This window comes from Pseudomonas sp. ZL2 (genome assembly GCF_054788455.1).
Window position 1 is genome coordinate 326,823 of sequence record NZ_JBGOGX010000004.1, and the last position, 22,338, is coordinate 349,160.

A 22,338-nucleotide genomic window follows, 5' to 3' on the forward strand; every position below is an offset into this window, starting at 1 on the left:
TTGTCAGCTGTTGCAGGCGATTTCCTGGTTGCCCTTGCGCTCGACCGCAGCACAGGCCAGTAATCCGACTTCAAACAATATCCACATCGGCACCGCCAATAGGGTTTGCGAGAACACATCCGGCGGGGTCAGCAGCATGCCAACCACGAAACAACCGACGATCACATAGGGGCGGCTTTTGCGCAGGGTACCGACGTCGGTGACCCCGGCCCAGACGATGATAAAAGTCGCCACCGGGATTTCGAACGCCAGGCCGAAGGCCAGGAACAGGGCGAGGATGAAGTCCAGGTACAGGCCGATGTCGGTCATCATCGCCACGCCATCGGGGGTGACGCTGGCAAAGAAGCCGAACATCATCGGGAAGACTACGAAGAAGGCGAAAGCCATGCCGGAATAGAACAGCACGATGCTCGACACCAGCAGTGGCAGGGCGATGCGCTTTTCCTGGCGGTACATGGCCGGGGCAATGAAGCTCCAGGCCTGGTGCAACAGCACCGGCATGGCCACGAACAGCGCCGCCATCAGGGTCAGCTTGAACGGCGCCAGGAACGGCGAGGTGACGCTGGTGGCGATCATGCTCGCGCCTTCGGGCAGGTAGCGGCGCAGCGGCTCCGAGACCTGGGTGTACAGCGTCTGGGCAAACGGGAACAGGCCGAGGAAAACCACGGCGATGGCCAGCAGGCAGCGCACCAGGCGCTTGCGCAGTTCGCGCAGGTGAGCGGTGAGCGGCATGCCCGGGTCGTGGGTTGCTGTGTTCATCAAGGGTTTCCGCTGGTTGGGCTGTTGTCCGGCTGCAGGCTGACGCCGCGGCGCAGGTCCTGCTCAAGGCGCTGCAACGGCAGGGCATCGAGTTCCTGGCTTAAGGCCTGGGTGTCCAGTTCGCGGTCCACCTGGGCCTTGATCGACGCCATGGCGCGTTTCGCCTGACCCAGGCCGCGGCCCAGGGTGCGCGCCGCCGCCGGCAGGCGCTCGGGGCCGAGCACCAGCAGGGCGACGATGCCCACCAGCAGCAGTTCGGTAAAACCGACTTCGAACATCAGCGCTGGTGTTCCGCTTGTTGCACGCTGTCTGCCTTTAGCGGCGCCTGCGGTTTGACCTGGGCAATGACGTCGTCCTCTGCCGGCCCATTGCCCATGGATTTGCGAAAGCCCTGGATCGCATCGCCCACGTCCGCACCCAGGCCTTTGAGGCGCTTGGTGCCGAACAGCATGAACACGATCACCAACACGATGAGCAACTGCCAGATCCCGATACCACCCATGAAAAACGCTCCAAGCTCATGAAAAAGAAGGCCTTATCCTGCCTGCGCTTTATGACGCAAAAGTGACGTGCAGATGTATTTGCCATGTGCCTGCAACATCCGTTGTGTTGACTGACGCCTTATTTGCTCGGGATGTGCAGTTCATGGGTGCGAAGAGGCAACAAGGGGCGGCGCTGTTGATGGTGCTGGTGGTGCTGGCGATGCTTGCCGCAGGTTTGACCTGGCTGGTGCAGGACGGTCGCCAGCAGATCGACAGCGTGCGCCTGGTGCAGCAACGGGTGCAGGCAAGGGCCATGGAAACCGCCGGCCTGGCCTTTGCCGAACAGGCCCTGAAAGACCCGGCCTGGCGCGCCAGCCCGTTGTTCTGGCAAGCGCTGCGCGGGCAGCCGTTGTCCTATGCCTTTGCCGGCGGCTCGGCGGCCTTGCGCATCCGCGACTTGCACAGCTGCTTCAACGTCAATGCGTTGATTGGCGAAGAGGGCGAACGTGCCGCGCGGCAATTGCGCTACCTGCTTGGCGATGACATGGCCGCCCAACGGCTGACCGATGCCCTCGCGGACTGGATCGACAGCGACGGCCAGACCCGACTCAGCGGCGCCGAGAGCGATCAGTACCTGCGCCAGTCACCTGCGCGTCTAGCGGCCAACCAGATGATGGTCGACATGAGTGAACTGAACCTGCTGCTCGAGCCCGACGCCCAGCGCCAGCAACGCTATCCACAGTTGTGCGCGCTGCCGCAGACCAGCGGCTGGCGACTGAATGCCAATGCCTTGAGCCTGGAGCAGTTGCCGTTGCTCGAAGCGCTGTACGAAGGGGAGGTGTCGCGTTCGCTGCTGACCCGGATCATCACCGGCCGGCCCGCTGGTGGTTATCACGATGCAGGGGCGTTGCGCCAGGCACTGGGCGCCATGGACGACGCGACGTTTGCCCGGCTGAGCGAAGGCTTGCTGCTCAACAGCGGTGATTTTGCCCTGCAACTGGAATTCGAACAGGACGGGCAGAAGATGCGCAGCGAATTTCAGCTGCGGGCACGAGGGATCGTGCAGTGGCACGCGCTGGTGCCGGCCCAGCAGGTGCAAGTGATCAGCCGTTCGCCGCAACCCTGGTAAGGGCTGCGGCGAGCGCCGCTTGGGTTACACGCCGATTTCACCGCCATCGGCACGTTGGATCACCACGGTCGAGGCCCGTGGGCGCACCTTGGTGCCGGCCGGGGTAACGGCAGTGGCGACGTCGGTAGACGGCCAGTTGTCCGGGTGCTGGATGTTGACGAAGATCGACTTGTTGTCCGGCGTGAACGCAATGCCGGTGACTTCGCAGCCGTTGGGGCCGACGAAGAAGCGGCGCAGGTCGACCTGGTTCTTGGCATTGACCGGCACCTGCTTGCCAGCGGCATCTACCAGGTCGGTAGGAATCACCGCCAGCATCTGGTCGTTGGTGTAGTCGGTCAGGGTTTTTTCGCCGTTGTCGGTCTGGAACCAGAGGATGCCGCGGCTATCGAAACTCATGCCGTCGGGGCTGGCGAACTGGTTGAGTTCGGTCAGGCCCGAGCGGTTGATGTCGGCAGTACCGGCGGCGTTGGCGCCAAACACGAAGATGTCCCAGCTGAAGCTCAACTGATCGTCGCTGTCGTGCCAGCGGATGATATGGCCGTGGCGGTTCGGCCCGCGCGGGTTGGCGGCATCGACCTTGGCAGCGGTACGCGCGCTGTTGTTGGTCAGGGTCAGGTACACGTCGCCATTGAGCGGGTTGACCGTGGTCCATTCCGGGCGGTCCATCGGCGTTGCGCCCAGGGCGTCGGCAGCACCGCGGGTGTTGAGGATGATCCCCGGCAGGTCGCCATAGATCGAACCCAGGGTCTTGCCGCTGCTGGTCGGGGTGTTGACGTCGAGCAGCAACCACACGCCCGAGCCGTCGGCGTTGAAGCGGGCGACATACAGCTTGCCCTGGTCCATGTACTTGTTGCCGGTGGCCAGGCGGTCGACCGGGTTGGCATCGGCCGCTTCCCACAGCGCGGTGGAGACGAACTTGTACAGGTACTCGTTGTTCGAGTCGTCGCCCATGTACCAGACCAGCGGCTTGCCCACCACCGGCAGGCCCGGGCAGCAGCCTTCGTGACGGAAGCGCCCGAGTGCCGTGCGTTTTACGGCCAGGGTATTGGCCGTGTAGGGGTCGATCTCGACGATGTAGCCGTAGGTGCTGGCCTCGTTGCGAAAGTCATCGCTGGCGCTGGCGCCGCTCGGGGTGATGTTGAAGCGGCTGAATTCGCCATCCACTTCAGTCGGATCGCCCGCCACGCTTTCCCACTTGTAGTTACCGGTCTTGGTGCTCACGCCGATGCGCTTCTGGTCGGCCGGCAGGGTGGTGCTGGTGTTGACGAAAATCCCCGGCCAGTTCTCTTCGCAGGTCAGATAGGTGCCCCACGGGGTGTAGCCGTTGCCGCAATTGTTGTTGGTGCCGCGAGCCTGGGTGCCGTTCTTCGAGAAACGCGTCTTGACGTGCTCGCTGCCACGCAGGGGGCCTGCGATGTTCATCACCGTGGCGGTGGTGAAGCGGCGGTTGAGCGGGTCGTTGTCGACCACCTGCCAGCGGCCGCTGACTTTCTTCAGGCGGATCACCCCGGCGCCATGGGCGTTGATTTCCTTGCGTACTTCCTCGACCGGACGCTTGCCGCTGCTGTCGCTGGTCGGGCCGTTGGGATGCAGGGCGTCGGCGTCGATGTATTCGTGGTTGATCGCCAGCAGGCCGTCTTCGGAGCTGCCGTTGATGGGGAAGAAATGCATGCCGTCATGGTGCATGCCCACCGAGTTGGCCTGGTCGGCGGCGGTGTTGCTGCCGTCGGCTTTCCACGGGTTGGCGCTGGTGTTCAGCGGCGTGCCCCAGGGCGCCAGGACGTAGGCTGTGTATCCGGCGGCGACCACGCAGGCGTCGGTGCGCGAGCCGGGGATGGAGGTGAAGCCCAGTTTCAGTTTCGGCGGGGTTGGTGGCTCGACGACCGGTTCGTCGTCATCCGAGTCACTGCTGTCGAAGCAACCCGTCAGGCCAGTCCCGGCAATCATCGCGATCGCGGCGCCCAGGCCACCGCGTACCACGCTGCGGCGGCTCAGGTAAGACTCCAGAACGCTGTCCATGGGCAGGTTGCCACTTTGGTTGCGGTTCAGGTTGTCGCCGGTGTCTCGACTCATCAGTTCAGTTCCTTTTGTTCAATGATGCGGCGTGAAAGAAACCGGGACTTTAGTGAGCAAGTGTGATGATTGATTGGCAGTTTTGTTAAAAGGCGTTGAAGGAAATAAATCGTTACCACCTGATTTGCCTGAGGTTTTGCCCTGGCTGTCGATTAACTGCCATCAAACTGTAATCCAGGCGCCCCAATATCCCGGCCCGACAACCAACAAGCGCGAAGGCGACGGGACAGGCTGAACATGCACAGACGGGAAGTGTTGAACTGGATTGGCGTTGGCGCTGTGGCGCCGCTGCTCACGGCCTGTGCTGGCCTGGGCGGGACGTCGGCCGGCAACGATGCTTCGCTGGATGTGCTGTATTTCGCCGACACCCTCGACGCCCGCCAGGCGGGTAAACCCGTGGTCCCGGCCACGCGCCTGGGACCGGTTACTCACCTGGGTCAGGCGCCATGGATGACCGGCGCCAGCGCCCGCCAGGCCCGTGCCGAACTCAACCCGCTGCTCGACGCCAGCCTGGCCGATGGCGTGCGCACCGGCGGCTATGCCGTGTTGGCGGCCTTGCTGGAGCAACTGCGCCAACGCGCCGGGGCCGACAACTGCCTGACCCTGGAAAACGGCCAGGGCTGGAATGGCAGCGGGCTGGCCTACCTGACCCAGGGCAGCAGTGGTGTTGAAGGCAGCCAGTTGCTGGCCAGCGATGTGCGGGTCAGCAGCGATGAGCGGGTGCTCTGGCCGCAGCGCTGCGCCGGCCTTTACCGGCAATATGGCAAGACCGTGCTGGGCGCCGGCCTGGCTCCGGAGCAGGCCACCGCGCTGGGTGTTGCGCCTTTCATGGTGGTTCGCCGAGGCGCTGTACGGGTCGCCGTGGTCGGCATCACCGACCCCTATGCCCAGGACCAGAAAGCCTCGCTCAAACAGTGGTACCAGTCGCTGTTGCCGGCCTTCGAGCAGGCCCGCGGGCAAGCGGACCTGGTGATCGCCCTGGCCGATGTCGGCACCGGCCCCGGCCTGTGGCTGGCCGAGCGTCTGAGCGATGCCGACCTGCTGCTCTGTGCCCGTGGCCAGGACTTCTGGCCGGAACCGGTTGCCGTGCTGCAAGCCAGCGGCAAGCGGGTGCCGGTGCTGTTTGCCGGTAATCGCGCCTGCGGTGCCTTTCAGGTGCGCTGCCAACGCACGGCCGGCCAATGGCAGTTCAGCGCAGATTTTCATCCCGCCTTCGACAGCAGCCTGACAGCCACTGCCCAGGCCCGTGCTGCGCAGTTGCGTGGGCTGTTGGCGCAGCAACGCGCCGGTCACGCGGCCTGGCTCGATCAACCCCTGGCCCGTGCACCGCAGGCGCTATGGCGCCGCGATACCCGCGGCGGCAGCTGGGACCGTCTGCTGCATCAGGCCCTGGCAGCCGACAGCGGCTACCCGGTGTTGCTCCCGGGTCTGCGTTATGACAGCCCCCTGGCCGCCGGCCAGGCCATCACCCGCGAACACCTGATCAGCCTGACCGGCAGTTACCCGGCACCGGTGGTCGAAGCGCCCGCCCGGCAAGTCGAGCAGGTGCTGGAAAACGCCGCTGAGCAGTTGTTCGGCGACCCGCTGTTGCTCGACAACAGCCAGGACCTGCCGCGCTGGCTGGGCCAGCCCTGGCAACTCAGCTACAGCCCGAACGGCAAGCGCGTCTCCGGCTTCAGTGAAACCCAGGGACAGTGCCGCACCTTTGGTTTGCAGTACGCCTCCAGCAGCGGCGAGCCGCTGTGGCAACGGGTCGAAGCCTGGCTGGCGCAGCAGCCTGCCGACTGGCAACTGCCGGCGTTGCAGTTGCCGCAGTTGCGCTATGTCCAGGGTCACCCCGGCTGGCACCCCCGTGAGCTGAACGCGTGATCGGTAGTGCGCGCCTGTTCAGCGCCGCGCTGCTGAGCCTGGCCGCCTGGCTCGCCGCCCAGTGCGTGCTGCAGCTCAGCCGTGCGCCGCTGCCGGCCGTGGCTCAGGTGCAGGACGTTGCGCCCATGCCGGGCCTGATGCTTGGCCACTGGCAGGCCCAGGTCGACAGCGGCGCTGTGCCGCTGACCCGTTTACCGCTGCAGTACCTGGGCGGCCTCAGGGCCGTGCCGGTCAGCGCCACGGTGGTGGTGCTGCGCTACGGCCAGGTCACGCGCAGCTTGCGCCGTGGCCAGCGCCTGGCCCCGGGCATCGTGCTCGAGAGCATCGATGACCAGGGCCTGATTTTCGACAACCAGGGGCGGCGCGAACGCCTGCCCTGGCCGCCACGGCCTGCCGTGACCGGCTTCAAGCGCCAAGGATGAATGATGATCGCAAGACTCTGCCTGGCCAGCGTGCTGAGCCTGGGCCTCAACCTGGCCTGGGCCGAAGAGCCGGTGGCGCTGGATGACAACGAGACGCCGTTGTACGAAGTCAATTTCGTCGATACCGAACTGAGCGAGTTCATCGACAGCGTCTCGCAGATCACCGGCACTACCTTCATCGTCGATCCACGGGTCAAGGGCAAGGTCACCGTGCGCACCGTCGACCGTCACGACAGCGAAGCGATCTACGACATCTTCCTGGCCCAACTGCGCGCCCAGGGCTTTGCTGCCGTCGACCTGCCCAACGGCAGCGTCAAGATCGTCCCCGACCAGGCCGCGCGTCTTGAGCCGGTGCCGGTGGAGACAGCGGGCAAATCGGCACAAGGCAGTGACGGTGTCGCCACCCGCGTGTTCAATGTGCGCAACGCTGCCAGCGAACAGCTGCTGGGGATCCTCAAGCCGCTGATTGATCCACGGGTCGGGGTGATCACTCCGTATCCGGCGGCGAACCTGCTGGTGATCACCGACTGGCGCAGCAACCTGGAGCGCATCGACAGCCTGCTGCTGCAACTGGATCAGGTCAGTGACGAGCCGATGCAGGTGATGCCGCTGCAACATGCCAGTGCCAACGACACCAGCAAGTTGATCAGTCAGTTGCTGGCCCGCGAGCAGGGCGCCGACAGCGCCCAGGTGGTGGCCGACCCGCGCAGCAATGCCCTGCTGGTGCGCGGCAGTGCCGACAGCCGTGAGCGGGTGCGGGCCTTGCTGGCGCAACTGGATCGCCCTGGCGAGAACCTGCGCAGCTCCAACACCCAGGTGATCTACCTGCGCCATGCCAATGCCAGTGAAGTCGTCAAGGTGCTGCGCAGCCTCAGCCAGGACACGCTGCCGGCCGGCACCGGCGAAGGCAGCAAGGATGACAAGGCGCCGACTCCGGTCAGCAGCTCGGGGATCCGCCTGGAATATGAAGAAGGCACCAACGCCGTGGTCATGGTCGGCCCCGACAGCGAGCTGGCAGCCTATCGCAACATTGTCGAGCAACTGGATGTGCGCCGCGCGCAGGTGGTGGTCGAGGCGATCATTGCCGAAGTGTCGGATTCGCGCGCCGAAGAGCTGGGCGTGCAGTGGCTGTTTGCCGATGAGAAGTTCGGTGCCGGCACGGTCAACTTCGGCAGCAGCGGCCCCAGCATCGCCGCCATTGCCGGGGCGGCGGCGGGCAAGGACAACGCCGCGCTGGCCAAGCTGCTTTCCGGCACCAACGGCCTGACCGCAGGCTTTGGCAACTTCGGCGGCGGCTTCAACTTCGCCGTGCTGGTCAATGCGCTGAAAAGCAAAAGCGGCTTCAACCTGCTGTCGACGCCGACCTTGCTGACCCTGGACAACGCCGAAGCGTCGATCCTGGTCGGCCAGGAAGTGCCCTTCGTCACCGGCTCCGTGACCCAGGACAACACCAACCCCTACCAGACCATCGAGCGCAAGGAAGTCGGGGTCAAGCTGCGCATCAAGCCGCAGATCAACATCGACAATACCGTGCGCCTGGACATCGTCCAGGAGGTCTCGTCGATTGCCGACAACGCCTCGGCCAGCGACGTGATCACCAACAAGCGCGAGATCAAGACCAAGGTCATGGTCGAGGATAACGGCCTGGTGATCCTCGGTGGCCTGATCAGCGACGAGGTCACTTCGAGCAATCAGAAGGTGCCGCTGCTCGGTGATATTCCCTGGCTGGGGCGGCTGTTCAGTTCCTCCGGCCACCAGGGGGTGAAGCAGAACCTGATGGTGTTCATTCGCCCGCGGATCCTGCGTGACGGCCCGAGCCTGGCCAGCCTGAGCACCGAGAAGTACCGCAACCTGCAGCAGGAAACCGCGCTGAAACTGCCGGCCATCAGCGACGACGGCAAGCTGTTGCAAGCCTTCCCGGCCAGCCGCCAGCGCCTGGACGAGGGCGTCTGGTGATGGAGCTGTTGCCCTATCGCCTGGCCCGCCAGGCCGGCCTTGCCGTGGCGCCGTCGGCGACGGGCTGGAGCCTGTGGCTGCGCAGTGATGCCGACAGCGATCAATTGCAGGAACTGCTGCGCGTGCAGGGCCAACCGGATGAGGTCTGCCACCTCGACAGCGCCAGTTTCGACAGCCAGCTGGGGCAGCTGTACCAGGCCGGCGAAGGCGCCACCGCAGCGCTGATCGAAGGCATCGGCGAGCAGGTCGACCTCGACGGCCTGATGAGCGAAATGCCGCGCATCGAAGACCTACTGGAGAGCGATGACGAAGCGCCGGTGATCCGCCTGATCAACGGCCTGTTCGCCCAGGCCCTGCGCTTGCAGGCATCGGACATTCATATCGAGACCTTCGAGCAGAGCCTGGTGGTGCGCCTGCGCGTCGACGGCCATTTGCGCGAAGTGCTGCGCCCACCGCGAGCGCTATCGGCGATGCTGGTGTCGCGGATCAAGGTCATGGCCCGGCTGGACATCGCCGAGAAGCGCCAACCCCAGGACGGCCGCATCACCCTGCGCTCGGCTGGGCGTGAAGTGGACGTGCGGGTTTCGACCCTGCCGGGCATTCACGGCGAGCGGGTGGTGATGCGCGTGCTCGACAAGCAGGCCAGCCTGCTGGCGCTGACCAACCTCGGCATGCCGGTGGCCGTGGAGCAGGGCTTGCGCGCTTGCCTGGCGCGGCCCAACGGCATCGTCCTGAGCACCGGGCCGACCGGCTCGGGCAAGACCACCACCCTCTATGCCAGCCTCAACAGCCTCAACGACGGCAGCCGTAATATCCTCACCGTCGAGGACCCGGTCGAGTACGCCATCGCCGGCATCGGCCAGACCGCAATCAATCCGCGCGCCGGGTTGACGTTCGCCACCGGCCTGCGGGCGATCCTGCGGCAGGACCCGGACGTGATCATGCTCGGCGAGATCCGCGACCGCGAAACCGCGCAGATCGCCGTGCAGGCCAGCCTCACCGGCCACCTGGTGCTCTCGACCCTGCACACCAACAGCGCCGTGGGCGCGGTGACACGTCTGCGTGACATGGGTATCGAACCGTTCCTGATTGCCTCGTGCCTGCGCGGGGTCATGGCCCAGCGCCTGGTGCGGCGTCTGTGCCGCTGTGCCCGGCCACAACCCTTGCAGGCGGCCGAGCGGCACCTGTGGCCGGAGTTGGCCGAGTTGAGTGAGACATTTCATGCCGTCGGTTGCGAGCAGTGCCAGGGCACCGGCTATCGTGGCCGGCTCGGCCTTTACGAGTTCATCGAACTGGACGCCGGGCTGATTGCCTTGCTTTACGACGGCGCCAGCGAAGTGGCCATGCAGGAATACCTGGCCGGGCGTCGGCAGAGCCTGGCCGGCATGGCCAGCGAGTGCCTGCGCCGGGGCGATACCAGCCTGGCCGAAGTGCTGCGCGCGGTGCAGGGCTGAGCCATGCCGACCTTTCGCTATCAGGCGGTAGACCTCAACGGGCGGGCGCGCAAGGCCAGTATCCAGGCCGACAGCGAGCGCCATGCCCGCCAGTTGCTGCGTGAGCAGGGGCTGTTCACCCGGCAGTTGCAACGCCATGACGCCAGCAATGCTCTGCCGCGCCGGCAACGGGTCAACCGCGCCCAGTTGTGCGAACTGACCCGGCAACTGGCAACCCTGACCGGCGCCGGCATTCCCCTGGTGGATGCCCTGGCGACCCTGGAACGGCAACTGGTGGAACCGGCGTTGCGCAACCTGCTGGTGGCGGTGCGCGGTTCGCTCGCCGAAGGCTTGAGCCTGGCCCGCAGCCTGGCGCGCCAGGGTGGCTTGTTCTCCGGCTTGTATTGCGCACTGGTTGAGGCCGGCGAGCGTTCCGGGCGCCTGGCCCAGGTGCTGGAGCGGCTGGCCGAACACCTGGAACAGGTCCAGCGCCAGCAGCACAAGGCGCGTACGGCGCTGATCTATCCCTGCGTGCTGATGGGCGTGTCGTTGGCGGTGGTGGTCGGCCTGATGACCTTCGTGGTGCCCAAACTCACTGAACAGTTTGCTCACTCCGGACAGAATCTGCCGTGGATCACTTCGCTGCTGATCGGCATCAGCGACCTGCTGGTACTGGTCGGCCCTTGGTTGCTGCTCGGCGGGGGGCTGGCGGCACTGCTCGGCGCCTGGTTGCTGCGCCGCCCGCACTGGTGTTTGCGCCGCGACGACCTGCTGCTGCGCCTGCCACGGATCGGCAACCTGCTGGCGGTGCTGGAGAGCGCACGCCTGTCGCGCAGCCTGGCGATTCTGGCCGGCAGCGGCGTGCCGTTGCTTGAGGCCCTGCAAGTGGCGACGGCCACGGTCAACAACCGGCGTATTCACCTGGCCCTGCAACGGGTCGGCACTGACGTGCAGGGCGGAGTCAGCCTGCACCGGGCGCTGGATGCCAGCGGCCACTTCCCGCCGTTGCTGCTCAACATGGTCGCCAGCGGCGAGGCCAGCGGCACTCTGCCGGACATGCTCGAACGGGTCGCCGACAACCAGGAGCGCGGCTTCGCCCGCCAGGTGGACAGCGCCATGGCCTTGTTCGAGCCGCTGATGATCCTGGTGATGGGCGCGGTGGTGCTGTTTATCGTCCTCGCCGTGCTGTTGCCGATCATGCAGCTCAACCAGGGCCTGACACTTTGAAAAGGAGCAAGACCATGCACAGCCCACGCGCGCGTCAGCGCGGTTTTACCCTGATGGAAATCATGGTGGTGATCTTCATCATCGGCCTGTTGATCGCCGTGGTCGCACCCAGTGTGCTCGGCAGCCAGGACAAGGCCATGAAGCAGAAGGTCATGGCCGACCTGTCGACCCTGGAACAGGCGCTGGACATGTATCGCCTCGACAACCTGCGCTTCCCGTCGGCCGAGCAGGGCCTGTCGGCGCTGGTCAGCAAACCGACGGTAGAACCACAGCCTCGGGCCTGGCGCGCCGACGGTTATATCCGCCGCCTGCCGCAAGACCCGTGGGGCACGGCGTATCAGTACCGTGCCCCCGGGCAGCACGGACGCATCGATATTTACTCGCTGGGCGCCGATGGCGTCGAGGGCGGTGAAGGCATCGATGCCGATCTGGGTAACTGGGAACTCTAGGCATGCGCGGCGAGCGTGGTTTTACCCTGCTGGAGATGCTCGTGGTGCTGCTGATCGCCGGGCTGATGAGTACCCTGAGTATTGCCTGGCTCGACAGTGGCAAGGCGCCGATGCAGCAGGCTCTTGAGCGCCTTGCCAGCGCCAGCCGCCAGCAGGCGGAGCTGGCGCTGCATGGCGGGGAGATTCGTGGCTTGCGCTGGAATGGCAGCCGTCCCGAATTTGTCCGTCGGGTCGATGAGCGCTGGCAGCTCGAGACCGTCGCCTTGGGCGACTGGCCGCCAGCTTTGCACGCCGACTGGCCTGCCAGCCACGAGCCACGACTGGTGTTCTCGGCCTACGGCGTTGCGCGCAGTGCTGTCTTGAACTGGCACTGGCCTGAGGGTACCCAGCGCTGGCACTGGAGCGGTGATGGCCAACTGCACAGGGCACCACGGTGATGCGTGCGCAACGAGGTTTCACCCTTTTGGAGGTGACCGTGGCCCTGGGCATTGCCGCAGCCCTGGCAATCATGACCAGCCAGGTGCTGCGCCAGCGTCTGGCGGTGCAGCAGAGCGTGCAGCAACACCGCCTGGGCGTGTTTTGCGCCCGCGAGCTGCAGGCGCGTTTCGCCGTTGAGCGCTATTGGCCGATGCAGAACAGCGTTGCCGGGCAATTGCAGCAGGGCGATGGCCACTGTCATTGGCAACTGCAACTGACCTCCACCGGAGTACGCAACCTGCGCCGTGGTGAGTTGCACCTGTTTGCCGACCGTGACGGGCGCGATCCCCTCGGCCAGTACCGCATCTTCCTGGTGCGCCCATGAAGCGCCGACAGCAGGGCCTGACCTTGCTTGAACTGCTGGTGGCCCTGGCCCTGACCGCCGTGCTGGGGATCTTGCTGGCGACGCTGGTCAATGCCTGGGTGGGCGTGCGTGAACGCTTGCAGCAACCTGCGCAGGGCTCGCCGGTACTGAATTTTTGCCTGGCCCTGGAGCGGCGTTTCGATTCGACGGTGTTACGCCAGCTCTATGAACAGCGCCTGCCCCTGGCAATCAACTGGCTGGACTGGCAACCCGCCACCTTGCAACTGCAATGGGTGGCCCGCGGCGCCTGGCCGCAAGCGGAAGGCGGTTCGCGCTTGCAGCGCCAGCGCCTGAGTTATGACTCGCGCGGGCAACGCCTGCTGCTGGAAACCTCCGCCGACCTGTATGCGGTGGGTAAACCGCAATGGCGTGAACGCGATCAGCTCGATCAGGTCACCGCGCCGAGTTTCTCCTTTTTTCAATCGGGCCGTTGGCTGGCCTTTCCTTCTGCCGAGCGATCCGCCCCGGATCGCGGCGTGCGGCTTGAGTTCAAGCGTGATGGAGCACCTTATGTCTGTACCTTCGCCCTGCCGGAGGCGCCCTGATGAAATGGCTTGAACGCTGGCAAACGCCACGCAGCAGCAACTGGCTGCTGTTGCGACCGGGCCAGGGGCAAGCGCCCTGGAGCTGGCTGCGCCTGGCAGACGGCAGGCGCGAAGCCGGGGAGGGGCTGCCTCCCAGCCCTGACGGCGCTCGCGTGGTGCTGATTCTGCCGGGTAACCAGTGCAGCCATTTTCAGCTTCCGGCGCCACCGGGGCTCAAACGTGACGAGTGGCCGCTGCTGGTCGAAGAGCGTTTGCTGCAGCCAGCCGAGTCCATCCGATGTGGCTGTGTTTCGCGCCAGGGCAATCAGCTGGAGCTGGTCAGCGTCGATCAGGCGCTGCTCGGCCAGTGGCTGGCCCGGTGCGCGGACTGGGGGCTAAGCGTGGAGCGTTGCTGGGCCGAGTTTCAGTTGTTGGCGGATACGCCGGCAGGCACCGCCCTGCGCTGGCAGCGCAGCCCTGATCTGCTGTTGCTCAAGGGCGTAACCGAGCAATCACGACAGCACTGGCTGGCCTGGCCGTCCTTGCTCGGGCCGAACCTGCCGGCGCCATGGCCGGGCCTGCAAAGCGAAGCGTTTGAGGGGGCCTGGCCACCTCGACTGGCCATGCTGGAGCGGTTGCCCAGCCTGTTTGATTTGCGCCCTTCGCGTCAGCTGCGGCTGCGGCTTCCCATGGCCCCCGGGCACTGGCGACTGATCGCCGCGTGCGCGCTGTTGGGCCTGCTCTGGTGCGGCCTGTGGCTGAGCCAGCAATGGCGCCAGAACGAGGTCTACAAAGCGCAAGTGCTCGCGGTGACGGGGCCGGTCACTTCACCTCGTCAGGCCGCCCAGGTACTCAAGCGTCAGCGTCAGGCCGAGGAGGATCGCCAACTGCGCCTGCGCCAGATCGGGCAATTGCAGGCCGCATTACAGCAATGGCTGCAAGCGCAGCCCGCCTGGCACATGACCGCCAGCGGCTTCGACGGGCAACGCTGGACGTTGCGGCTTCGCGGCGATCAGCCGCCAGAGGTCGCGACCTGGGAGGCTATCGCCAAGCAGGTCGGTGTGCAGGTTGCAGTGGCGGGTGGCGAAGATCACCTGCAACTGATGTTCGACCTGGGAGCGGCATCATGAGTCAGTGGATGCAGCGCCGCTGGTTGTTGCCGGCAGCCTGGGTAACGGTAGGGTTGTTGCTCATCACCTTGATGATTCGTGAAGGCACGGCCCGCTGGCAGGACGCCCAGCAGTGGCAGGCCCTGGCCCGGTCGGCGGCCGGCTTGCAGGTCGATGCGCGGTTCAGTGTCGAGCAACTGCAGCAATCAGCCCAGGCAAACAGCATCGTGCTCAACGAGGTGCTGGCGGAAAAAAACAGCTGGCAGATAAAGGGCCGTGCAGTCGATGAGCAAGGTTTGCAGCGCTGGTTACTGGCCGTGCAGCGCGAAGGCGTGCGTCCGCTGCGCTGGTCGCTGGAGCAAGCCGAGAGCGCCATGAACTTCGAGCTGGAGCTGCAGCAGTGAAGCGCGTCGGCTGGTTCAGCCTGGTGTTCTCGCTGACTGTGTTGGCCGGGCTGCCGGCCAGGTGGCTGCTCGCACCCGTTGCCGCCGAGGGCGTTTCCGGCAGCCTCTGGCAAGGCCAGGCGCAACGCTTGGGGCAGGTGGGGCCGGTTGCCTGGCACTGGCAACCCTGGCGTCTGCGGGCGCAGGTGGAGCTCGGGTTCCAGGGGCAAAGCTGGCAGGTCAAGGTCGCTGGCTGGCCGTGGAACTGGAGCGCGGCTGTCGAGCCGTTGCAGCGCACGCTCACAACGCCTTCGTCCTATCGCCTGACGGGCGAGTGGAGCGGCCGGATCGACGTGCAGGGGAGCGGTCGACAGTGCCGGGTCAGCCAGGGTGAGATCGCTGGTCGCAACCTGGCGCTGGTTGCGCCATGGTCAGTGCCGTTGGGCGCTACCCGGGTGCGGATTGATTGCACGGCCGGCATGCACCTGTTGGCGCAATTGCAGTTGCAGGGTCAGCATCAGGGTGAGCTGGATGCTGACCTGCTGGCCCGTCGCGGGAATCTGCAAGGGGAGGTAACACCGGGTACGGCCCTGTACCCGGTGTTACTGGCTGCCGGCTGGCTCAAGACGGATGGAACCCGCATGAACCGCAACCTCAGGTGGTGACGGGCAGGCGGCCTCAGCGCGGCTTGCCACCCTCCTTGATACTCGAGGCCAGGATACTGCTGCGGTCATGCCCGCTGGTGCGTAGCAGGCCAAGGTCAACCGGCTGTTCACCGCCGTTGGCGTTGCCCCCGGAACCGTAGACATTGATCAGGCCGCTGACCAGGTCTACCGGTGCATTCGAGGCATTGACCCCCACCTCGCGGTAATAGTCACGGCCCTGCAGGGCTTGCTGGGTGACGGGCGCGCCGCCCAGCTGCACCTTGCCCCTGTTCGCCTGCAGGCTGGCGCCGGAGAGCAGTACACTCCCGCCCACCTCCAGGGCGATGCCTTCACGGGCGTTGAGCGCGCTTTGACTGGCGACGGTGTTGCGCTGGGTGTGCTCGACCTTGAGGGTGAAGGTTGGCGAAGTCTTCGGGTCGACTTTCTGCAGCGCACTGCCGACCTGCTTCTCGACCTTTCCAGCCAAGGGGCCAGCCACGGCATTGGCGGCGTTGATGTAGCCCTGTGGGTTCCTCTCCTGGCTCAAGCGTGCATCCACCGCCACTTTCAGGCTGTCGACCTGATCCTGGCGGCTGGTGATGCGCAGATCACCGCCAACCTGTCCGTCGATGCGCCCGGCATCCAGGCCAACGCCCTCAAGGCGAGTGTCAGTCAGGCTGGTCAGGCTGATTTGCCCGGCGCGCCATTGGCTGTTGTCGAAGGTGAGGTTGTCACGACGATCAATGTTCACCTGCCCGCGGGCATACAGCCCGCGTTTGGCCTGTTGCGAGGATGCCCCCGGTGCTGCGTTGATACCGGCACCGGCGGTGAGATCGAGGTTGTTGCGCCGATCGCTGCTGGCGGCGGCCTCGATCAGCACGCCGCCTTCGCGGGCAGTGACGGCGATCTGGTTTGCCGATGCCTTGACGCCTTGCAGCTTCAGCGCATCGTCCTGGCCGGCGGCGCTGCTCAGCAGCAGTTGCTCCTTGGCAAACCAGTTGGCCCCGCTAGCCGTGGAACTGCTTTCATCGACCCGCCCAGTGCTGAAGTGACCACCCAGGCCACCGCCCTTGCCATTGCTGGTGCTCTTGCCCAGCAATTCCAGGCCACCACCAAGGTTGCTGCCTTGGGCCTCGTGGGTATCGACGCCAGTGCTGACCTTCAGCGCACCTGCGCTCTGCAACTCGATATCCGAGACCTTTGCCGCGCTACTGCCAATACGCCCACCCACCAGCTCGAGGGCGCCACCCGCCTGCAGCTGTACTTTGCCCTTGGCATCAATTTCTACCACGCGGGCCTGGGTATCGATACTGTCCAGCTTGCTCTGGTCAAGGTAGCCGCGCAGTTCCAGGGCACTGCCTGCGGGGGCATTGCCTGCTTTGAACCAGGCATTGCCCTCGAGTTTGTTCTCCTGCTGGCGTTGTTGATCGTTGGCCTGGACCAGGCTCAGGTTGCCCTTGGCCGAAATCTCAAGCGAACCGTCCCCGGCATTGAAACGGGTGCCCTCGTACAGACCGTCGCTGCCCACCTGAATCTGGATACCGGTCTGGCCGTAGAGGCTGCCAGGGCGTGCGGTTTGCGAGCTGTTGTCGGTCAGCAGCGAGCCGCCCTTGCCGGAAAGGCGCAGGTTGATATCGCTGCCGGTGCTGGTTTCGACGCGCACGGCGGCGTCCACATCCAGGCGCTCGACACGCTTGCCAGTGCTGTCCTGGGCCGCAGCAAAACGATGGCTTTGCGCCTGAATCGCCAATGGTCCCTGTGTTGCCCGGTACTGGGTGCCCGTATCGTTGAGGGTGTCGGCCTTGAGGGTGATGTGCTGGGCGGTAAGCTCAGTGACCTGCGCCGTGCTGCTGCGCTTGAGTTCTTTGCGATTGAGATGCTTGAACTCCAGGTCGGCGCCCAGCGTTGGCGGGGCGAGAGCGTCTTCGATCGATGCCTGCTGGAAACGACTGGCCTCGGTACCGGTGACCAGGTTTTCCACCGGACGGGTCAGGTCCTTGTACACCAGGCTGGCGCCGAGGCTGGCTTGCCAGTTGGTCTGGGTCAGTTCGGATTCCTGGGTATCGTCGACGGCACGATTGTCCACGGTGCTGGCTTGCAGCTCCAATGACCGGCCTGCCGTGAGTCTGGCGGCCTCGTTGACCAGCTTGACGGCTTTCAATTGCACGTCACCGGCGGCCACCAGGCTGCTGCGTTGCGCCTGGCTTGCGCGTTCATCCAGTACCTGGCGCTTGTGATAACCCTCGAAGGCGCTGCCGACGGCATCGATGCCACCACTGACACGCAGGCCGCCGCCACTTTCGGTGCTGGTGGTCTGCTGTGACTGTTGCTCATGGGCTACCGTCAAGGTGACCGCGCGGCCATCGAGCTGCAGGTCGCCCTCGACGGCCTCGATGTAGGAGCCATTGAGGTTGATGTCATTGCCGCTGTTGAGTTGTACGCCGGCGCCCTTGAGCGTACTGGCAACCTGTTCAAGATCGGTTTTCGTGGTGTCGGTGCGGACAGTGCCGTATCCCACCGAGGCGGTGTACTGGCGCGAATCGGGTTTGCCGTCGGCGGCATCCTGGGTCTGGCTGGCGCTGGCGGTAAAGCCTTGTTGCTGGTTCTGTTCGCTGACGCTTTGAAGCTGTTCGGCAGTGCTGACACTGATGTTGTTCTGCGCCTGCAGGTGCAGCTGCTTGCCGGCTTCGAGCCTTGAACCTATCACCTGCAGGTCATCGGCGCTGGCCAGGCGCAGGTTGCTTTCAGAGGCAACGTCGCTGCTCAGCACCTGCTGACGCTGTTCCTGGCGTTGGCTTGTCTCGGTAATCAGGCCGAACAGCTTACTGTCAGTCTCGCGTTGATCAACGCTGGACTGGTTTTGGGTTGCTTCTACCGACAGCCGGGCTTTTTCACTGAGCAACAGCGCATCACCTTTGGCCTGAACCCTGGAGCCTTTGATCTGCACCTGGTCAGCTGCCACAGTCAAAGCACCTTGGGCCTGAAGGGTGCTGCCACTGCCCTGTTGACCCTTGGCCTCGGTTTGCCCGTTCTTGCCGAAGAAGGTGCCGGAAACCAGGTCACCACTGTAGTTGCGGGTGTTCTCATCGCTTTTCAGGGTAACGGCGGCCACTTCCAGATTGCCGGCCTTGAGGCTCATGTCACCCGCGCTGTTCAGCGTGCTGCCCAGAATCTGCGTGCTGCCTTTGGACGTCAGGGAAACCTGCAGACCGGAAAGCGCGCTGGCGCGGGCGCTTTCCTGGTAGCTGCTGCTGTCCTTGTCGCCGCGCCACAGGTGCTTGCGGTGACGGATCTGCTCATCGACCTGCAGGCTATCGGTTCCAGCGCTGATGGTCAGATCCTTGCCGACGTTGACCGACAGGTCGCCGCCGGCCTCGACGGTAGCGGCCACCATGCGCAGGTCGTCGCCCGCCTGCAGGTTGATGTCCTGGCTGGCCAGGATCTGGCTGCCGACCTGTTGTCGCTGGGTGCGGGTGCTTTCGCGGTCGTAGGTTTCGGTGGTGACGAACCACCATTTTTCTTCGCGGCTGATGGTTTCCCGGGTCCGGGCATCGAGGGTGAGATTTTTCCCGGCCTTGATGATTACCTGTGGCGCCTGCACGCGCACTGCGTCGAGGCTCAGGTCGTCGGCGGCCTTGAGGTTCACCGCGCCGTTTTCGCTGTACAAGCGGCCGGGCTGCTCGGCGCTGGCGCTGATCTCCAGGGTACCGGCAGAGTCCATGTCGATCCCGTCGCGCGCTTGCAACTGGCTGCTGCCCATGCGTACGCCGGCGCCGAGGGCGGTGCTGAGGATGCGGATGCGCCCGGCCTGCATGGCACCGAACAGGCGAGCATCGATACTGCCGGCCGGCGCCGCCAGGTGCTTGATGACCTGACCGTCGGCCACGTCGATGCGGTTGCGTCCGACCACCAGGCTCAACTCGTCCCGGGCTTCGAGCGTGCCGCGGCTTTCGATGCGCGGGGCGATCAGCTCGAGGGCTCCGGCGCGGTTGCTCTGGCCAGCGTCGAGTATCTCCAGCGTGCCATTGGCGGCGCGGGTATCGAGGTATTTGATGCGCTGGTCTTCAAGTTCGGCCGTGCCGACCAGAAAGCCTGCGCGGGTGGTGTTGATGAAGCCGCCACCGTTGAGGGTGATGCCATTGGGGTTGGCCAGGATGTAATCGGCCGGTCGGCCGAAGATTTCCTGGGGGCCTTCGATGCGCGAGGCGTTGCGGCTGATCACTTCACTGAGGATGGTCGAGGCGGCCTGGCCCTGGAACTGCGGGTTGGCGGCCAGGGCGCCGGCCAGTTGCGATTGCCCGGCCTGCAGGGCGTTGTTCAACACCAACCCGGGCTTGTTGACGTTGTAGTCGAGGAACTGGTTGTGCGACAGGCCGCTGGCATTAGGGGCGACGATGTCGATCACCGGCACGCCGTGCTGATCGGTGATCAGTGGCGTACCGGCAATGCCGGTTGCCGCCTGCAGGCCGTTATCGGCCAGGCTGACGCCTGGGGTCATCAGGCTCAGGGCGATCATCCAGCGCAGGCGATTGAGCCTGCGCCGTTGTACTGCGGGGGAGGGCGTCTTGGGCATCACGGTCTTCTCTTTCTTGTTGTGGACATCAGATGTTCATTACCCACTCCAGCAGCCAGTAACCGGTCTCCAGGTCCTGGCGGCGAGTGTTGCTGGCGTGCAGGGCGCGTTGGTAGTCAAGCTTGAGCAGGCTGTCGGGCAGGCTCAGCTCAAGGCCGGCATGGGCACCGGCCAGTTGTTGCGCAGTGCGGCCGTGGTCGAATTTGCTCCAGCCCAGGTCGATGCCCAGTTGCGGGCGAATCACCAGCCCGGCGGGCAAGTCCAGGGCCAATGGCTGGCTTAGGGTGTTTCGCCACACGGCGCCCGTGGCGCCTGCCGCCACCTGTTGGCGAAAGCCGCGCACGGCGCTGTTGTCGCTGAGCAGAAACTGCTCGACCGCAGGCAGTGCATCGGGGCTGTACTGCAGGTTCAGTTCGCTCTGCCAGCGCCAGGGCCAAGCCGGGTCACGACCTTGGCGCAGATGCAGGAGGTTGGCGCGGTACTTGCGAAACTGCGGCTGCGGCGCATTGCTGGCCAGGGGCGCGCTATCGGCGCCGAACCGGTCCAGCCCCTGGACAATGCCCAGATTGGCACTCCACAAGTTGGCGTCGAGCCACAACAGGTTCAGGCCCGCTTCCAGGCTGGTGAGGGTCGGGCTTTGCAGTTGCAGGCGTTGCCCGGCCAGACGATTGTCCTGGCGTTTCTGATCCAGGCGCAGGCTGGCGCTGAGCAGCCCGTACTGGTTGCGCCACAGGTTGCGCTCAAGGCTCAGGCCATAAAAATCGCTCTGGCCGCTGCTGCGCACTCGCCGGCCCGGCAGCTGCGCCTGGTAGTGCAATTGGTTGAGGTTAAGCGCGTAGGTCCAGGGGCCATAGGGGATGCTGTAGTAGAGGCCGTAGCCGCGGCTGTAGCGGGGGCCTGAACCGAGCGTCGAGGTTACCGAGAGCTGCGTGTAGTCATTGAGCTGCAGCGGGCTGTCCAGGGTCAGGCTGGCACCGACACGGTCACGTCCGGTCAGCTCGCTGCCGCGATTGTCATAGGTACTGCCCAGGCGCCAGCGGGGGTTGACCTGCCGTGACGTGATCACGATGCGGGTGCCGCCTTCAAGCTCTCCGGGCATCAGGTCGGCGCCCAGCTCGAATGCCCGCAGCCGGTTCAACTGGTCCATGCCCTGTTCCAGTTCGGTCAAACGCAGGGGCTCGCCGAGCAAGGTCGGGAATGCGCTGCTCAGTGACAGCGGCAGATCGGGGGTGGCCAACTCGATCGATTCGACAAAGCCCTCGACGATCTCGATGTCGAGGGTCGTGCCGGCTTGCGGCGGGTTGACGAGGTAAGGGCGGCTGGTCGGATACCCCGCTTGCACGTATTGCTGGGTGATGGATTTGAGGATCAGGTTGATTTGCGCCACGTCCATGCACGGCGTCACCAGCGGTTGCACGTTGGCGGCCAGCTCTGCGGACGTCAACTCCCGGTTGCCTGCCAGGCGTACACCGTTCAGCGGCCAGCAGGGCGTGGCCTCGGCGGGTGTTGGCACATCGGTAGCGGGCTCGGGTAACTCATCGGTACGTTGCAGCTTGCGCAAGCGTTGACGTTGTTCGAGTTGCTCAAGGTAAAGGCGTTGATCGCGCAGCGGCTGTACACCTAGGTGTTCATGAGCGCTGGCGGGGCCCACCATGAGCAGTAAAACGACGAAGATACCCGGGGCGGCCGGATGCCGGATACCAAGGCGTGCAGCAACAATGCTGAGTGAACAGGGCATGCAGTAGCGTCCAGAGGATATCCAGGTGCGTGGATTTTATGGGCGCTACTATTCGAATAGATGTGCTACCGGGCCGGTAGATGGGTAGGGCTGAAGCCTGAGTTGTGCGGGAAACTTCCGACTTATTTGTCGGAAGTAGCCTGGAGAGTGATCAGGGACGGATTTCGATCATGGTGCCGTCCGGCACCATGTTCCACACCTCGCGCATGTCGCGGTTGGTCATGGCGATGCAGCCTTCGGTCCAGTCCAGGGTGTGGAACACCTCTTCCGGGTACTCCTCGCTCAGGGGCGTGCCGTGGATCATGATCATCCCGCCCGGCGGGACACCTTCGCGACGGGCGCGCGCGGCGTCGCTGATGTTTGGGTAGGACACGTGCATGGCCAGGTTGTAGCGGTCGCTCTGCTTGCGCCAGTCGATCCAGTAGAAACCTTCGGGGGTGCGCTTGTCGCCTTCCTGCACCTTGGCGCCCTTGGGCTGCTTGCCCAGGGAGATGCGGTAGGTTTTCAGCGGCGTGCCACCACTGATCAGTTGCAGGCGCCGCTCCGACTTGATCACCAGGATCTTGTCGATCATCGCAGGCCGTGGCTGTTGCGGTTGCAGTGGCGAAGGCGCGGTCTTGTCGACCGGCCGGGTGATGATGGTTTCGGTGAAACCCGCCTGGGACATCGAAGCCACACTGAGGCAGAAAAGGGCAAGCAACCAGCGCATGAAACGATATCCCTGAGA

Annotated in this window: 20 protein-coding genes; 13 read left to right on the top strand and 7 right to left on the bottom strand. The window is 64.9% G+C overall.

Going from position 1 to position 22,338, the window contains the following annotated elements; all coding sequences use genetic code 11:
- Nucleotides 1–3: 3 nt before the first annotated feature.
- The 3 genes from tatC to tatA are packed head-to-tail and all read right to left on the bottom strand — an operon-like array spanning nt 4 to nt 1,261.
- Nucleotides 4–759, bottom strand: coding sequence for a twin-arginine translocase subunit TatC (gene tatC, locus ABM562_RS07445; RefSeq protein ID WP_134064096.1), 756 nt, complete (start codon nt 757–759; stop codon nt 4–6).
- Nucleotides 759–1,037: a Sec-independent protein translocase protein TatB gene (tatB, locus tag ABM562_RS07450; protein WP_115088482.1), complete on the bottom strand. Its 279-nt coding sequence runs from the start codon at nt 1,035–1,037 to the stop codon at nt 759–761. The genes tatC and tatB overlap by 1 nt, the downstream gene beginning before the upstream one ends.
- The gene (gene tatA, locus ABM562_RS07455; RefSeq protein ID WP_115088481.1) at nt 1,037–1,261 is read right to left on the bottom strand and encodes a twin-arginine translocase TatA/TatE family subunit; all 225 of its coding nucleotides are present in this window, start codon (nt 1,259–1,261) and stop codon (nt 1,037–1,039) included. The genes tatB and tatA overlap by 1 nt, the downstream gene beginning before the upstream one ends.
- Nucleotides 1,262–1,404: 143 nt before the next feature.
- On the opposite strand from tatA, the gene gspK reads away from it, so the two are divergent.
- Nucleotides 1,405–2,370: a type II secretion system minor pseudopilin GspK gene (gene gspK, locus ABM562_RS07460; RefSeq protein WP_233673311.1), complete on the top strand. Its 966-nt coding sequence runs from the start codon at nt 1,405–1,407 to the stop codon at nt 2,368–2,370.
- Between the two features lie 24 nt (nt 2,371–2,394).
- On the opposite strand, the gene ABM562_RS07465 is transcribed toward gspK, so the two are convergent.
- Nucleotides 2,395–4,443 (bottom strand): PhoX family protein, encoded by a 2,049-nt coding sequence (locus ABM562_RS07465; protein ID WP_460421299.1) that lies wholly within the window; start codon nt 4,441–4,443, stop codon nt 2,395–2,397.
- Nucleotides 4,444–4,680: 237 nt separating this feature from the next.
- Here ABM562_RS07465 and ABM562_RS07470 point away from each other — a divergent pair, with 237 nt between their 5' ends.
- Genes ABM562_RS07470 through gspN form a run of 12 tightly spaced genes read left to right on the top strand, consistent with a single transcriptional unit; the run spans nt 4,681 to nt 15,321 of the window.
- The gene (locus ABM562_RS07470) at nt 4,681–6,312 is read left to right on the top strand and encodes a bifunctional UDP-sugar hydrolase/5'-nucleotidase (protein WP_460421301.1); all 1,632 of its coding nucleotides are present in this window, start codon (nt 4,681–4,683) and stop codon (nt 6,310–6,312) included.
- Nucleotides 6,309–6,734 carry a pilus assembly protein PilZ gene (locus ABM562_RS07475; RefSeq protein ID WP_115088477.1) on the top strand — a complete coding sequence of 142 codons (426 nt, stop codon included), beginning with the start codon at nt 6,309–6,311 and terminating at the stop codon, nt 6,732–6,734. The genes ABM562_RS07470 and ABM562_RS07475 overlap by 4 nt, the downstream gene beginning before the upstream one ends.
- 3 nt (nt 6,735–6,737) lie before the next feature.
- Nucleotides 6,738–8,690: a type II secretion system secretin GspD gene (gene gspD / locus ABM562_RS07480; protein ID WP_460421303.1), complete on the top strand. Its 1,953-nt coding sequence runs from the start codon at nt 6,738–6,740 to the stop codon at nt 8,688–8,690.
- Between the two features lie 5 nt (nt 8,691–8,695).
- Nucleotides 8,696–10,144, top strand: coding sequence for a GspE/PulE family protein (locus ABM562_RS07485; protein ID WP_115088522.1), 1,449 nt, complete (start codon nt 8,696–8,698; stop codon nt 10,142–10,144).
- Between the two features lie 3 nt (nt 10,145–10,147).
- Nucleotides 10,148–11,350: a type II secretion system inner membrane protein GspF gene (gene gspF / locus ABM562_RS07490; RefSeq protein WP_460421305.1), complete on the top strand. Its 1,203-nt coding sequence runs from the start codon at nt 10,148–10,150 to the stop codon at nt 11,348–11,350.
- 14 nt (nt 11,351–11,364) lie between these two features.
- The gene (gene gspG / locus ABM562_RS07495) at nt 11,365–11,799 is read left to right on the top strand and encodes a type II secretion system major pseudopilin GspG (protein ID WP_115088475.1); all 435 of its coding nucleotides are present in this window, start codon (nt 11,365–11,367) and stop codon (nt 11,797–11,799) included.
- A gap of 2 nt (nt 11,800–11,801) precedes the next feature.
- Nucleotides 11,802–12,236 carry a prepilin-type N-terminal cleavage/methylation domain-containing protein gene (locus ABM562_RS07500; RefSeq protein ID WP_115088474.1) on the top strand — a complete coding sequence of 145 codons (435 nt, stop codon included), beginning with the start codon at nt 11,802–11,804 and terminating at the stop codon, nt 12,234–12,236.
- Nucleotides 12,233–12,601, top strand: a complete 369-nt coding sequence (locus ABM562_RS07505) for a type II secretion system protein GspI (protein WP_115088473.1) — start codon at nt 12,233–12,235, stop codon at nt 12,599–12,601. The genes ABM562_RS07500 and ABM562_RS07505 overlap by 4 nt, the downstream gene beginning before the upstream one ends.
- On the top strand, nt 12,598–13,185 hold the full coding sequence (locus tag ABM562_RS07510; RefSeq protein WP_134064086.1) for a prepilin-type N-terminal cleavage/methylation domain-containing protein: 588 nt from the start codon (nt 12,598–12,600) through the stop codon (nt 13,183–13,185). Before ABM562_RS07505 ends, ABM562_RS07510 begins: the two co-directional genes overlap by 4 nt.
- Entirely contained in the window at nt 13,185–14,294 is a 1,110-nt protein-coding gene (locus tag ABM562_RS07515; protein WP_460421308.1) for a GspL/Epsl periplasmic domain-containing protein, read from the top strand. The genes ABM562_RS07510 and ABM562_RS07515 overlap by 1 nt, the downstream gene beginning before the upstream one ends.
- On the top strand, nt 14,291–14,677 hold the full coding sequence (gene gspM, locus ABM562_RS07520) for a type II secretion system protein GspM (protein WP_115088470.1): 387 nt from the start codon (nt 14,291–14,293) through the stop codon (nt 14,675–14,677). The genes ABM562_RS07515 and gspM overlap by 4 nt, the downstream gene beginning before the upstream one ends.
- On the top strand, nt 14,674–15,321 hold the full coding sequence (gspN, locus tag ABM562_RS07525) for a type II secretion system protein N (RefSeq protein WP_460421310.1): 648 nt from the start codon (nt 14,674–14,676) through the stop codon (nt 15,319–15,321). The genes gspM and gspN overlap by 4 nt, the downstream gene beginning before the upstream one ends.
- A 13-nt stretch (nt 15,322–15,334) precedes the next feature.
- Here gspN and ABM562_RS07530 read toward each other — a convergent pair whose 3' ends face one another.
- The 3 genes from ABM562_RS07530 to ABM562_RS07540 form a co-directional block, all read right to left on the bottom strand.
- Nucleotides 15,335–19,873 (bottom strand): hemagglutinin repeat-containing protein, encoded by a 4,539-nt coding sequence (locus tag ABM562_RS07530; RefSeq protein ID WP_460421311.1) that lies wholly within the window; start codon nt 19,871–19,873, stop codon nt 15,335–15,337.
- 28 nt (nt 19,874–19,901) lie between these two features.
- A complete protein-coding gene (locus ABM562_RS07535) occupies nt 19,902–21,611 on the bottom strand; it encodes a ShlB/FhaC/HecB family hemolysin secretion/activation protein (protein ID WP_460421313.1) in 1,710 nt (569 codons plus the stop codon).
- A gap of 151 nt (nt 21,612–21,762) precedes the next feature.
- A complete protein-coding gene (locus tag ABM562_RS07540) occupies nt 21,763–22,320 on the bottom strand; it encodes a L,D-transpeptidase family protein (protein ID WP_115088467.1) in 558 nt (185 codons plus the stop codon).
- Nucleotides 22,321–22,338 lie beyond the last annotated feature (18 nt).